The organism is Pseudomonas syringae, from assembly GCF_023278085.1.
In the GTDB taxonomy this organism is placed as follows: Bacteria; Pseudomonadota; Gammaproteobacteria; order Pseudomonadales; family Pseudomonadaceae; genus Aquipseudomonas; species Aquipseudomonas syringae_Q.
Map to the genome: position 1 here is coordinate 4,463,457 of NZ_CP066265.1, position 11,383 is coordinate 4,474,839.

Below are 11,383 nucleotides of genomic sequence, written 5' to 3' on the forward strand. Positions count from 1 at the left end.
TATTATTTACTTGGAACCAGCAGCCCAGCGCATGCCCCAGCCGTAGGCTTTATCCATGTTGCTGTGGCCGTTATGGAAATCCACACGCCGCGTCACCTTGACCGCGCCGTTGTCGTTTTCCAGCAAGGCAATTGCACACATGCCCTGACGGCCGCCCTCTTCATTGAGACGAACTTCAATGGGCGGCTGACCTGGTGCATGAATGGTGACAACCCCGTCGGTCTCTTTCCAGTTCGGCGCACCTTCATAGATGAACGCATAGACCAGAATGCGACGGATCTTGCCCCAGTGCGCGCCGTTGATGTGCAGCCACTCGCCATCACTGACCGACCCGGTCCGGTCATCGCCCATCAGTTTGATGAACGGTTCGCTATCGAGCGCTCCGAACGAGTTGCCCAGCGCCTGAACGGCCCCTTTGGAGCCGTCCTGCAATTCGAAAAGGCAGCCTACATCAAGGTCGATGGCATTGCTCTTCTTCATCGAGAAGAAGCCGCCACCTTTGTTGTCACTGCGGCGGTTCCAGTTCAGGTTGACCCTGATCTCGCCAAAACCGGCACTGGTTTTTTCCAGGCTGATCGAGGCACGGGTCTTGTCCAGCGTGATCTTGCTCAGGCTGACCGTAGACTTGGCCCCTGGCGCTGGAACAGGTGCAGGTGCAGGTGCAGGTGCAGGTGCAGGTGCAGGTGAATCCTGAGGCGCGGCGACTTCAACGCCAAAGTTTTTCGCCAGAGGCTCCAGCCCGCCCGCAAACCCCTGAGCGACACAGCGGAATTTCCAGGCGCCCTGGCGCAAGTAGAACTCGCCCAGAATCAGCGCGGTTTCCTTCATGCCGCTGGTAGGGATATCCGCTTCGATATCCCCGGTAATGCTCAATGCCAGGCGCGACACACTGTCGAAGCTGGCCTTGTTTTCATAGATGGTCGCCGTCAGGGCGACCTTCTCGATGACTGAATCCAGACGGCTCGGGTCAAGCGTGAACACTGCACGGCCCGCCGACGCTTCCGTCTGCTGGAGCGCACCGTTGTTCACGCTTTTCTGGCCGTAGAAACACATGTCCTGATCGCCACGGACCTTGCCTGAGCCAGTCAGCAGAAATGCGGACACATCAATGTCAGCACCTGCCAGCGGGGAGTAGCTGACCTCGACCGTCAAGGGTCCGGTAGCAACCGGCGCATTGGCGCCTGGGACAAGTCGGGTCATGCGCGCACAGCTCCGATGGCCAGTTCGACCAGATCATCCGCCGTACGGCCATTGGTCGCCTGACCGACAGCGGTGAAATCCCAGCCCGCTGACGTGCGTGACAGGTAGGACATCACTACGCCAGTATGCTGACCTTTTTCGGACAGATCGAAACGGCCCAATTCATTACGGCTGCCCAGGTCGACGATGCGGCAATAGGCGTTGGCGACCTTTTCGAAGTTCTGCCCGGTAAACGAGTTGACGGTAAACACCAGGTATTTCACCGCAGCGGGCAGCTTCTCCAGATCAACGCTGATGGTTTCGTCATCGCCAGCGCCCTCGCCGGTACGATTGTCACCCGAGTGCTGAATGGCACCGTCGCGCGATTGCAATTGACGGAACCAGACGAGATCGAGGGGCTTCTTGTCGGCATCGAGCATGATGCAGGAAGCATCCAGGTCGATATCGCCGCCACCACCGCCGAGCAATTTGCCGAAGAAACCGCTGGCTTTTTCAGGGTCCCATCCAAGGCCCATGCTGACTTTCTTGAGGCCTGTACCAGCGGTTTTCTCGAGTGAGATCGTCTGGTTCTTTGCCAAAGTGAGTGCCATTTTTCGCTCCATGTGGAATACGGAATTCGGATAAAAGTGTTACAGCCTTACCGTGTTGGCCCGTCATTACCATCAGGATTGTGTAACTTGGCGTTAACAGGGCCTTTATAACGGCCTCGACGCCACGTCGGATGGAACAACCGCCAATGCGCATCCTGAGCAGCGGCAAGCAATTCGTGATCCCCGCGGGTGTCGCCCCAGGCTCGAACCCGGAACTGCGAAAGTGGCCCGTAAACACTTTCCAGGCGCGCGACCTTGGAGTCGCATCGGCAATTACTGCCTTCGATCAACCCGGTCAGCTTGCCGTCGATCACTTCCAGATTGGTGCCGATCAGTTGGACTTTCAAGCGATCAGCGAAGGGTTGCAGGACCATAGCAGGCGATGCTGAACATAGCGTGACAATGGCGCCCTTCTCGATTTCAGCGGCAATGGATTCAAGCGCAGCGGGGCGCATCAGGCGTTTCCAGTGCGACTGGCAGAAGGCTTCGGCCTTTTGCTGCAGCCATTGCACTTCAACACCGCTGAGAAAAGCCTTGATCAAGCGGCCTTTGAGTTCATCGCGGGTGAGGCGTTTGGCCAGGTAGCCGAGGCTCGGCAGCACCAGCCGCGCCATGCGCACAGAAAAAGCACGTTGCCCGAAGGCGAACTTCAGAAACGGGACGAAGCTGTCGTGGCGGGTAATGGTCCCGTCGAAATCGAACACCGCCAGCAGGCGTTGTTCCACTTCGATTTCAAGGTCGGGCCCTACAGGCTCAAGATCAGGTTCTGCGATTTCAAGGTCAGGTTCTATCATCTAGCTAACTGCCTCAGCGAGTCGAATGCTGGCATCCATGATCGAAGCGGGTGCGGGTAACACTCCATGCCATTTGGCGCGCTCCATGATGTGGGTAGCCCATTTGTAATGGGTCGCCGGTTCACACATAGCATCGTTGTACTTGAACACGGCGGGAGCCACAGAGTTCAAAATCATCCGGGCGGAGTTCATGTCCTCCAGACTGACGCGTAACGCATTCTGAATGATATTGACCTGCGAAGGGTGAATTGCCGTCTTGCCGACCAATCCATTGGTGATATCCAGGGCCAGTTCGTGCTCCAGGATGTCAGGCGTGGCCAGTTGCTCGAACACCGGTGCGGTCAGCGCAAAACCCTGCGCGCCCATCACTCCGGCCAGCATGGGAATGACGTATCCCATGGGCGTTGAGTACAGCGTCATGGCCGGGTTGCGGCGCAGCCCCAGGCAGCCCATCAGGTCATTGCCACCGATGCGCAGGGCAATGATCCGTTCATCGAGACTGGCCTTCAAGGCCTGGCCCAGCTCGACCATCGCCCCGGGATTGAATACTTCCGGTGTTTCCAGCGTAGGCATCAAGGCCAGCGCCGGATTGGTCACGGCCTGCTCCCAACTGGTCAGGTTGGTCAGCGAGAGCTTGGGGACCACAAACCCGTCGACCTGGGCCATCAGTGGCCAGTCGTTGAGAATGCGCGCCATTGCTGCATCACGCGGACGCACGAACAGCAGCGGGCCATTGGCAGGCCGACCGCCGCGATCCTGAATACGCGTCAGTACCTGGCGCAGGTTGAGCAGCGCGGTATCGACATCGATCAACGCGACTGCATCTTCCAGGCACACCACCAGTGAACGCAGCTCGGGAATCTTGTCGCCGCACACCACATCGACAATGTCGTCACGGGTAGCGGGCATGTACAGGGTTGCCCCCAATGCATAAGGCGAGAATAAGGCCATTAGCCGAGACTCCGTATGATGGTCACCGCCCGGTAAGGGCCCAGGGCATCGCCGACTTCCTCGACGGGGATGCCCGCCTTTTCTGTCAGATGCAGCAGCAACTGCACGTCACCGTCAGTCCGGTTGCGTACCAGCACATGATCCGGCACGCGACGCATCACCGCCCTTGTCGCCTCGGCGATACCCGGCTTGACCCGATTGAGGTTATTCACCCCGAAGCGTTCCGCAAGGCTGCCGACCACCTGCGACGCAGCGCTCTTGAGTTCAGCTCGCTGCGCCGGCGTCCAGGGGGTCAACATCAACGTCGAACACTTTTGACGACGCTGGCGCTCGATCTGTTCAATAAAAGAACGCGTGACGTCGTGGTCCTGTAAATGCTCGTAAACCACGCAGCCATGCAGCCCGCCGTCCACCGGCCAGATAGATCGCGACACCAGCCCGGAGACCGTTGCGCCAAGGATGCCCGAGGGAATCACCCAGTCTTCCGCCGAGGCCGCCAGCCAGGCGCTGCCACACGGGTCTGCCAGCACCACCAGCCGAGGATCTTCCGGAAAGCGCGCATCACCCGCCAGGCTGCGCCGGATTTCCCCGGAGATCGCGCCTTTGCCGGTCCAGCCGTCGACAAACACGATGTTCTGCGCGCCGTGAGCCTGAATGATTGCTTCCAGTGCCACGTTGTCGATGCCGCGATCACGGACAATGCTGATGCCGTAGTGATGCGCTGCACGGCCCAGATCGATCAATGCCCGACGCAGCAGCACACCGAGCGGCAAACCGGCACGCACGAACGACACGAGAATGATTTCAGACCCGGTGCATTGCCTGTCCAGCGCCTGCGCCAACGCGTGAACGTCAGCTGCCATACGCGCGCCGTTCTGACTGAGCGCACGCTCGTAAAGCGCCTTGTGAGCGTCGCTGGGCGCGGACTCCTCACTGATCATTTCCGAATAATGTTTTTGCCGTGTCTGGATCAGGCGTTCCTTCTCTTCAACACGGGTGGTCTGCATCTCGACACTGCGCAACAGAAAGTGCACGTCGTCCTTGAGATAGCTACCGCTACCCACCGTCTCCAGCCCGTGAACGGGATCACTCATGCGCAGCTCCGACAAACATTTTCGCCAACTGACTGCGGGCAGGCGTCGCCCACCAGTGGCACTCGTCCATGAAACCCAGGTCGGTAATGCTGTCGCCAAAACCCAATACCGGACGCTCGCCGTTGATCGCCTTGTCGCGGCGCAACCATTCCTGGACGGCGTAACGCTTGGCCAGGCCTTCGGGCAGAAAAGCCAGGTTGTTGCCGTTACCGTGAACATGCATGTCATCAAGCAGGCCACGGGCCTGTACTTCGGCCAGCACCTGGGTGAGGATGCTGTCGTCACTCTCGTTGTGCTTGGTCACCACGTAATGGAACAACTGCGCCTCTTCCACCACCCAGCCGCGTAACGAAAAGCCCATTTCCTGACCGATCGCCAGCGTCGCAGCGGACAGTTCGGGCAAACGCGACTGGTAGACGGCCAGGGTCAGTTTCATCTGCTCGTTCCAGGCCGGGTCGAGCCGCCCCATGACATCGAGTATCACGCCACCGTGCGAACAGATCGCGCCCGCCGTAAACGGCAGCTTGACCCGACTGTAAGCTTCGACACTGCGCGCCGTCACCGGCACCACATCGGAATGCGCCAGCAACCAGTGGGCGAAAGACTTCTGCACGTTGGTCATGTAACCGTTGGCATTACCGCTGACGTCGAGCGTCGCAACATGCTTTTCAATATCAGCCGGGGTTTTGCGGGCGGTCTGGAACAGTGTGTCGTCCAGATCGACGAAGATCAGCGGGCGGTCGTTACTCATCACAGATGACCTCGGCATTCAGCGCTTCGGTCAGCTCGGCAGGCACGGCCTGCTTCGGGGTCTCGGTGCAGATCAGCACCCGGTCGAACTGACCCGGGCGCACGTTGTACAGGAAATTGGGAATGCCCAGCCCGTAGTTGTCCGAGAACGACAGTGCATGATCGATAGCATGACCAAGCGCAATCGGGGAACGGCTGGTGGAACTGAAGTGCACGTCGGCGCCGGCTTTTTCCAGACGCTCGGCGAGCAGAAACGGACGCCAGACAAACTCACTGGTGCCAACCACCAAAACCCGTTCACCCTTGTTGACCACAAGGCCCGGCGCCAGCGTATCGGCGACCGACAGTACGCCCATACGGCCCCAGTCATTGGCGGTGACCAGCGGCCAGTCGCCCATTGCGACGGTGCCCACTTCCGGCATGTCCGGCAATGGCGCGCTGACGTCTTCATCAAAGGAATAAGAGCCCTGCAACAGTGACACCTGCTCGGCCGACGCGCCCATCGAGGTACTGACAGCCCCTGCCGACCAGTCGGTCAGCACGCAGGTCACCACCCGCTCGATCTTGCTCAGGCCGGCCTCGACCAGTGACTGATGAAGATTGATGAAGGTCTTGCCTGTGGAAGCCTCATCATCGACCAGCACCAGCGAACGGGCGTTGAGCATCATCTCGCGCATTGCCGGGTCAGCCGGCAGATGAATCAAATGGGCGCTGGCGTGGCTGTGTTCTTCTTCAAAACGGGCAAACAGCTCGGTGCCGGTTGGGTGGCGGGTGCTGACCAGATACAGCGCATCGGAGCGCGTTGCGCTGTAGGCACGGTGAACGCCTGCGCCGAGGCCGACTGCCGTTTCGGCCATGCCGATGACCAGCACCGGGCCAGGCAGGTCTGCCGGGATCTTGTTTGCCAGGTCCTGAAAACTCTTGAGCATCACGCTCGGACGCGCCGGAATATGGCGGCCCAGCACTCGCGATACAAACAAAAACGCGCGCTTGGGGTTACGCCGTTCAGCAAAGCCAAACAGTGAATCCGGGGCAATGGTGGACGAATCGACGCTGACATCGAGGCGACCGCGAAGCAGATCAGCACGAAGCTTTGTAGGGTTGGAAAAAGCTGCGCTGCTGTCCATCGATAAATTCCTGATTAACTGACACCTGCTCAAACGGCAGGAAGCCCGGCATCATTGACGTGAGGCTTCCACGAGCCATAACGATGACTGGGCGATGCGTGAGATTTCTGTAGTGGTATACGACCTTTCCGGACGGGCGTGCGGCGCATCAATGCGGCAGGCCTGTAGAAAGGACAACAATAATGCGGACTTGACCGCGAAATTCATGTTCTGCCCGTCCGGTACGGTAGACGTCACCATGCCGATCACTGCACCACCGTTGTCGAACAGCGGGCTGCCACTGGAGCCCGGCTGAATGGGCGCAGTGAACTGGAACAGGCTGGCGTCGTTGTGCAGGCCGAATAGTCCGGAAATCCCGCCTTGGGTCACCTGCAAGCCGCCACCGGAAATCGACGCCAGTGGATAACCCAGAACCGCCACGTTATCACCCGGCTCGCAGCCCTGCCCGTCCCGGAATGTAACCGGAGACAACAGCGGAGCCCCCTGCACGCGCAGCAACGCAATATCATTGCGCCGGTCAATCACCACCGGCTCGGCCTTGTAGCGGCCTTCCAGCGAATTGATATGAAACACCGTCATGTCTTCGATGACATGCGCACAGGTCAGGACGTGCGCCGGACCGACCACAAACGCTGTGCCGGTCGCCGACTCATGCCGCGGCCCGCCGCCTGAACCGCCAGAAGGACGACGCGGATGGCGATCATCCACCTCCAGACCGATCTTGCGCCCGAACGCCGACAGCCCATACGCCGAGCCCTCGCTCAGCGCGCGAAACTTCCATTGATCATTACGTTTGTAGAACTCGCCGATGATGATCGCTGCTTCGCCATTACTGCGCAGATCGACGCGATGCTCGATATCGTTGTTCACTTGCAGATGCAGGCTGGCAATTTCGCTGACCGGGCCGGTCGCCGCGAATACATACACCATCAGCAACACCCGGTCGCTGTCGGCAGGCAGCCGATCCAGTTTGAGCGTGCAGCCCACGTTCTGCGGGCCGCCGCTCCATTCCATCCAGCTCTGCTCCTGATGCAGCAGCGCCGGATCGCCCATGGGCAGGCGTTTCTCGTTGACCGGCAGCAGGGCCACGGCGGCGTATTCACCAAAAATCGAAGACTTGCCGCTCTCCAGATTCCAGGTGCAGTGAGCGTTTGCTAAAGCAGTGTTTGCACCTGGTGCCAGAAGCTTCATGCCCGATCCTCCGTGATTAGAGCGATTAGTGATAGCAAAAATCTATTATCCTGATCAAACCTCGGCCCGTACAGCGACGGTGATGGCCTTGATCCGGATATCCTCCAGCCAATGTGTTTCCGGTTCTTTCAGCCCAAGACGCCGCGTGGCGAAAATACCCGGCAGATTGACACCCGTGTGGCGCGTATAGCCGATGCCGCCCGAATAGCGCGGGTTAATCTCCAGCAAGCGTGGCTGGCCTTCAGCGTCATCACGGGTCTGCACATTGATCAGCCCGTCGCAGGCAAAATGCTCGGCCGCGCGCACCGCCAGTTGCACGGCTGCGCTGTCGCGCTCGAAGGTCTGGTTCAAGCCCACCTTGCGTCTGCCGACGAAAGCAACCGCCTTGCCACCTTCACACACAATGTCCACCGAGCACTCACTGCCAGGCATATATGGCATCAGCAGCATTGCTGGCAGGTCCTCGGACTGGCGATAGGCATCAAAGTACGCCTTAAACGTTGTTTCTCGCTCATCCGGGTTGGCGAAACAGCGAAAATCATCAACGTCTGTCTTGAAACGCCAGAAGCCCTGACCGTAAATCCCGACCACCGGCTTGATGCAGACCTCGCCGGAAACCGACAGCGTCTCGTAAGCCGCTTGCAGCTCCTCGGCATTGCACGCGGTGATCGCCGGTATGCACGCCAGCCCTGCCGCCTCGGCCGCAGCCGTGAAGCGGCTCTTGTTGTCGACATCCATGAAGGTTTGCAGAGACGTTCCGCCTGTTACAAGGTCCAACCCCTCAGCAATGAAACGCGCACGCTGCGCCTCATAAAGGCCGCCCACCCGCCCGGCGATGATGACTTTGACGCCCAGCGAACGAGCGTTTTCCAGCACCCAGTCGATCCGTTCCTGGTTATCGAGCGGCTCTTGCAACGCCACATCAGCCAGACCGGTAATTTCGGAGCGCTGCTGACGATGAGAAGCGATAATGCGCACCGACGCAGGCAAGGCATCGCGCGCACCGATAATCACGTCGCGCTGGCTGGCCTGCCCTTCTAGGAACCAAATCATGTCAATCTCCGGAAGACTGCGCCGCCCGAAACAGCCTTGTCGAATTTTGTAATAACTGTTTTGCTTCGAAATGTTCGGATTAAGGCAAAGTCACGCAATTTTAAAATAGAGGACGCTGGTATGAAGTGGCTTAAAAGGTCGATTTGGCTTGTGGTATTCGTTGCACTGGGGATCGGCGCATTAAGCCTCTACTACGTCCTGCCGCGCCATGATGTCGTGATGATCACCGGTGTGGAAGTCAAAAGAATGGACGCCGACGGCGTCATCAACGCCGAAAACCCGGCAGACGGCCCGACCCGCGACGTGTACTTCATCAACACCGAAGACCCGGACACCAAGAAAGTCGTGGTCTACCGCAACGAAGACACCGGCTGGAGCTTCCCGTGGTACTTCAAATTCGACTCCGCCGACATCCAGGCCAAAGCCCAGGGCTACTCGCGTGACTCCCAGCAACTGGCGCTGATTCGCTATTACGGCTGGCGGATAACCATCCTGTCGATGTTTCCCAACGTGACGGAGATTGAAGCGGTGACGAGCCGTGACCAGCCGTTTCCGGTGTTTAATGCGATCTTTTTTGTGGTGGTGGGATTGCTGGTGGTGATGGTGGTTGTTGGGGTCAGGAGGAGGATTCGTAGACAGCCTCGGGTTGATGGGGTGGCGCGGTAACTTTCAGCAGTCATTACATAAAGACGCCCCGGCGGAGCAACTCCGCTGGGGCGTTTTCGTTTGAACAGCTTGTATCTGCTAGCGGACCTAAATACCTCAGCCCTTGCTGAACAACGCAGGCAAACCTTCGGTTTCAAGCACCGCTTTGACGGACGGGCGTGCGTCGACTCGGGCCATGAACGCTTTCAACGCTGGCAGCTCGTCCAACGAGATACCGAAGTTGACTGACCAGCGCGTAACCGCGAACAGGTAAGTGTCGGCAACGCTGAAGTTATTTCCCAGCAGGTAATCACGACCATCTGCCAGCAGGCCATTCAGATAGGTTTGTTTGGCGATGACCGGGCGCTGAGCATCAGTGGCGTCAGCGCCCTTTGGCAGATAGAAAAGTGGTGTCCAGGCCTTGTGATATTCGGCAGCCAGATAATTAAGTATCTCTTGCAACCTTGCGCGCTCCAGCGTGCCGTTGGCTGGCACCAGTGCAGGCACGAAGTGGTCGCCCAGATACTGAAGGACGGCAGCACCTTCAGTCAGAACAGCACCGTCATTTAACTCAATCGCAGGCACAGCACCCTTGGGGTTGATCGCGTAGTAGTCCTCGCCAGATTCAAGCGTGTGCTGCCGCAGATTGACCTTGACCAGTTCATGAGCGACGCCAGCTTCATGCAACACGATATGGGCAGCGAGCGAGCAGGAGCCAGGTGAGTAGTAGAGCTTCATAAGGTGATTGTTCCAGTGGTTGAGAATGACCAGATCCTAGCACCCGGATAACTTTTGTATAGCTGGTAACTTAAGGTTACTCTCATTCTCCAGTTACCATTCTGTAACCTGGTTACGCGCTGGAAACTCGCCACCCCACGAAGGAACACCCCGCAATGTCTCTGAAAATGCGCAAGAGCAAAGTCGACAACCCTGTGCCCGAATGTGCCGTGGCTGCGTGCATGTGGTTGCTGGGCGGCGTGTGGACGCCAAATCTGCTGTGGAGTTTGAGTGGCGGGCCTCGGCGATTTGGCGAACTGCGCGTTGATATTACCGGCATTTCCGCAAAGATGCTGTCGGTGCGGCTCAAGGAGATGGAGGAGAAAGGTGTGGTTGTCCGGACTGTGCTGGCGACTTCACCGCCTTCGGCTGAGTACAGTCTTTCTGAGTTGGGGCTGGAGTTGCTGCCTGCGATTGAGGCGATTGCGAAGATTGGGTATCGGTTGAAGGTGGAGCTTGGAGAGGGATAGAGGTTGAGTGAAATAAAAATTTCATCGACCTACAGTTGACCAATAACCATGCCAAGTAATGAAAAGCGGATCTATATCTTTATAAGGCTGCATCTAGCATAAACCCTAGATAATTATGCGTAGCGCCTTAATAAAAAACACAGACTTAGCAGCTCGAAAAAATTTGCAAGAGAGCGTGGCAAATACCTTTATGGGCAAGGTCTAGAATAAAATTACATCGTAAAAAATGACCCTATCAATTATGAGAGGGCCACTTATACCAAACTATTTAAAGCCTGCTATTGGAATATCAAAGGCGACTTATATACCAGTCTTAGACTTGGAGCAATTGGTGCCAGAGGTGACCCCTGCCCAGCTAATTCTGTTCGCGTCAGCCACACTAGGAGTCCACGTAACGACGCAACTTCCCACTGCAGCGGTTCCTGTTACAACGATGGCTGCGGTTTTTTCAGTAATAGTAACCGAACTCAAATTATTAATCCCTCCAGGCACTCCAGCATACCCCGTGGCAGTTTTAAGTTTATCGGCTGTATCACAGCTACCCACAGTACTATTACTGACCTGTAGACATTCGGCAATTGCGGCTTTGACAGGTGCGATAACCGTGTTGTTTTCAGCCCAACGTGCCCGTGTAACGTAATCCTGGTACTGAGGTATTGCGATAGCAGCCAAAATGCCAATGATTGCGACAACAATCATAAGCTCAATCAGTGTGAAACCTTTTTGTAGATTCATAACGTA

General features: G+C 57.6%; 13 protein-coding genes. 2 read left to right on the plus strand and 11 right to left on the minus strand.

Going from position 1 to position 11,383, the window contains the following annotated elements; genetic code table 11:
• Positions 1-6: 6 nt before the first annotated feature.
• The 9 genes from I9H07_RS19900 to I9H07_RS19940 are packed head-to-tail and all read right to left on the minus strand — an operon-like array spanning position 7 to position 8,750.
• Complete coding sequence (locus I9H07_RS19900; RefSeq protein ID WP_236426276.1) at positions 7-1,200, minus strand: TerD family protein; 1,194 nt, start codon at positions 1,198-1,200, stop codon at positions 7-9.
• Entirely contained in the window at positions 1,197-1,790 is a 594-nt protein-coding gene (locus I9H07_RS19905) for a TerD family protein (protein WP_024674294.1), read from the minus strand. Before I9H07_RS19905 ends, I9H07_RS19900 begins: the two co-directional genes overlap by 4 nt.
• 47 nt (positions 1,791-1,837) lie before the next feature.
• The gene (locus tag I9H07_RS19910) at positions 1,838-2,584 is read right to left on the minus strand and encodes an HAD family hydrolase (protein ID WP_024674293.1); all 747 of its coding nucleotides are present in this window, start codon (positions 2,582-2,584) and stop codon (positions 1,838-1,840) included.
• A complete protein-coding gene (locus tag I9H07_RS19915; RefSeq protein WP_024674292.1) occupies positions 2,585-3,535 on the minus strand; it encodes an HpcH/HpaI aldolase/citrate lyase family protein in 951 nt (316 codons plus the stop codon).
• A complete protein-coding gene (locus tag I9H07_RS19920) occupies positions 3,535-4,629 on the minus strand; it encodes a cysteine protease StiP family protein (protein ID WP_236423977.1) in 1,095 nt (364 codons plus the stop codon). Before I9H07_RS19920 ends, I9H07_RS19915 begins: the two co-directional genes overlap by 1 nt.
• Positions 4,622-5,380, minus strand: coding sequence for a trehalose-phosphatase (locus I9H07_RS19925; RefSeq protein WP_024674290.1), 759 nt, complete (start codon positions 5,378-5,380; stop codon positions 4,622-4,624). Before I9H07_RS19925 ends, I9H07_RS19920 begins: the two co-directional genes overlap by 8 nt.
• On the minus strand, positions 5,373-6,506 hold the full coding sequence (locus tag I9H07_RS19930; RefSeq protein WP_024674289.1) for a phosphoribosyltransferase domain-containing protein: 1,134 nt from the start codon (positions 6,504-6,506) through the stop codon (positions 5,373-5,375). The genes I9H07_RS19925 and I9H07_RS19930 overlap by 8 nt, the downstream gene beginning before the upstream one ends.
• 51 nt (positions 6,507-6,557) lie before the next feature.
• Positions 6,558-7,697 carry a trypsin-like peptidase domain-containing protein gene (locus I9H07_RS19935; RefSeq protein WP_058391478.1) on the minus strand — a complete coding sequence of 380 codons (1,140 nt, stop codon included), beginning with the start codon at positions 7,695-7,697 and terminating at the stop codon, positions 6,558-6,560.
• 54 nt (positions 7,698-7,751) lie between these two features.
• Entirely contained in the window at positions 7,752-8,750 is a 999-nt protein-coding gene (locus tag I9H07_RS19940; RefSeq protein WP_236423975.1) for an ATP-grasp domain-containing protein, read from the minus strand.
• A gap of 120 nt (positions 8,751-8,870) precedes the next feature.
• On the opposite strand from I9H07_RS19940, the gene I9H07_RS19945 reads away from it, so the two are divergent.
• Positions 8,871-9,416 carry a DUF1523 family protein gene (locus I9H07_RS19945; RefSeq protein ID WP_058391476.1) on the plus strand — a complete coding sequence of 182 codons (546 nt, stop codon included), beginning with the start codon at positions 8,871-8,873 and terminating at the stop codon, positions 9,414-9,416.
• 96 nt (positions 9,417-9,512) lie between these two features.
• Here the strand turns inward: I9H07_RS19945 and gstA are convergent, their stop codons facing one another.
• Positions 9,513-10,133: a glutathione transferase GstA gene (gene gstA / locus I9H07_RS19950; protein WP_236423973.1), complete on the minus strand. Its 621-nt coding sequence runs from the start codon at positions 10,131-10,133 to the stop codon at positions 9,513-9,515.
• A gap of 155 nt (positions 10,134-10,288) precedes the next feature.
• Between gstA and I9H07_RS19955 the strand changes: the two genes are divergently transcribed.
• Positions 10,289-10,642, plus strand: coding sequence for a winged helix-turn-helix transcriptional regulator (locus I9H07_RS19955; protein WP_236423972.1), 354 nt, complete (start codon positions 10,289-10,291; stop codon positions 10,640-10,642).
• 300 nt (positions 10,643-10,942) lie between these two features.
• Here the strand turns inward: I9H07_RS19955 and I9H07_RS19960 are convergent, their stop codons facing one another.
• Positions 10,943-11,377, minus strand: a complete 435-nt coding sequence (locus tag I9H07_RS19960; protein WP_236423970.1) for a pilin — start codon at positions 11,375-11,377, stop codon at positions 10,943-10,945.
• Positions 11,378-11,383: the final 6 nt, after the last annotated feature.

Bases quoted from the DNA above. Each gene is read 5' to 3' on its own strand.
- I9H07_RS19905 (WP_024674294.1), bottom strand. From the start codon at position 1,790: ATGGCACTCACTTTGGCAAAGAACCAGACGATCTCACTCGAGAAAACC.
- gstA (WP_236423973.1), bottom strand. From the start codon at position 10,133: ATGAAGCTCTACTACTCACCTGGCTCCTGCTCGCTCGCTGCCCATATC.
- I9H07_RS19955 (WP_236423972.1), top strand. From the start codon at position 10,289: ATGTCTCTGAAAATGCGCAAGAGCAAAGTCGACAACCCTGTGCCCGAA.
- I9H07_RS19945 (WP_058391476.1), top strand. From the start codon at position 8,871: ATGAAGTGGCTTAAAAGGTCGATTTGGCTTGTGGTATTCGTTGCACTG.
- I9H07_RS19930 (WP_024674289.1), bottom strand. From the start codon at position 6,506: ATGGACAGCAGCGCAGCTTTTTCCAACCCTACAAAGCTTCGTGCTGAT.
- I9H07_RS19920 (WP_236423977.1), bottom strand. From the start codon at position 4,629: ATGAGTGATCCCGTTCACGGGCTGGAGACGGTGGGTAGCGGTAGCTAT.
- I9H07_RS19940 (WP_236423975.1), bottom strand. From the start codon at position 8,750: ATGATTTGGTTCCTAGAAGGGCAGGCCAGCCAGCGCGACGTGATTATC.
- I9H07_RS19925 (WP_024674290.1), bottom strand. From the start codon at position 5,380: ATGAGTAACGACCGCCCGCTGATCTTCGTCGATCTGGACGACACACTG.
- I9H07_RS19900 (WP_236426276.1), bottom strand. From the start codon at position 1,200: ATGACCCGACTTGTCCCAGGCGCCAATGCGCCGGTTGCTACCGGACCC.
- I9H07_RS19910 (WP_024674293.1), bottom strand. From the start codon at position 2,584: ATGATAGAACCTGACCTTGAAATCGCAGAACCTGATCTTGAGCCTGTA.
- I9H07_RS19915 (WP_024674292.1), bottom strand. From the start codon at position 3,535: ATGGCCTTATTCTCGCCTTATGCATTGGGGGCAACCCTGTACATGCCC.
- I9H07_RS19960 (WP_236423970.1), bottom strand. From the start codon at position 11,377: ATGAATCTACAAAAAGGTTTCACACTGATTGAGCTTATGATTGTTGTC.
- I9H07_RS19935 (WP_058391478.1), bottom strand. From the start codon at position 7,697: ATGAAGCTTCTGGCACCAGGTGCAAACACTGCTTTAGCAAACGCTCAC.